Annotated in this window: 1 protein-coding gene; it reads right to left on the bottom strand. The window is 30.1% G+C overall.

What is annotated here, in order from left to right:
* Positions 1–887, bottom strand: an 887-nt coding sequence (locus tag Q0958_RS18830) for a vitamin K epoxide reductase family protein (RefSeq protein ID WP_299126106.1), incomplete at both ends; no start/stop codon positions are given.

The raw sequence follows: 887 nt of genomic DNA on the forward strand, positions 1-887 counted from the left end.
ATATAAGTATTAGTTAACACTGGAGCTAAAGCTTGCAACCATAATACTCCTACAATACTTAAACATAATAAGCACCATTTTTTTACTACAGCATATTGATAGTATATTGAATATAAGGTAACAGGGATTGCTACTAAACTTATAGTATATGAAATAACAGGATTTGTTATTTGAAGGAATGTTAAGCTTGTTAATCCGATAAAATATAGAATACTAAAGTCACTTAACTTGTATCCTTTTATAATTTCGGCTCCTTTAGAAGTTAAAACAGCATCACAGTCTTTTTTATCATCAGCCCCAGAACAAAAAGCATCACCTATAGAGGTTTTTAAACCTAACTCTTGTTTTACAATAGCAATACTAGTTACTAATCCCACAATAGAAGGTAATAAGTAAGCTACTGTATATAAGGACGGTGAGCTTTGATAAACCATAAACAATGCTAATAATGATAAAGCTCCTAGTGCAAGAACGCTTGTTACATTTGAAGATGTTTTTGCAGAAGTACTTTCTTCTGTTTTTTCAACAGCAACTATGATTCCTGTAAACTTTTGTAGGAATTCACTTTCTGAAAGTTTTTCTTTTTTATTATCTGAATCGTACAAGGTATAATCCAGTTTCTTTCTTTCAACAACAATTAAGTCTTTACCATTTTCAGTAGTTACTTGTGCTATAAAACAATCAGGTAATTGTAATAAGGTCTCTGTATTTACAGGTACATCGGCAGCAACATTTTCTATATTAAAATGATCTAAAACTCCTGTTATAGCATGTAAACTTGGATAAGATGGATGACTTTGAATTTGAAATGATAATTCTTCCTTGTCAAAGGATATGCGATTTTTTCGTAATAATCTTTGTACTAAATTGATTAATGTGTCTTTCAA

It is taken from the genome of uncultured Tenacibaculum sp. (assembly GCF_947499065.1).
In the GTDB taxonomy this organism is placed as follows: domain Bacteria; phylum Bacteroidota; class Bacteroidia; order Flavobacteriales; family Flavobacteriaceae; genus Polaribacter.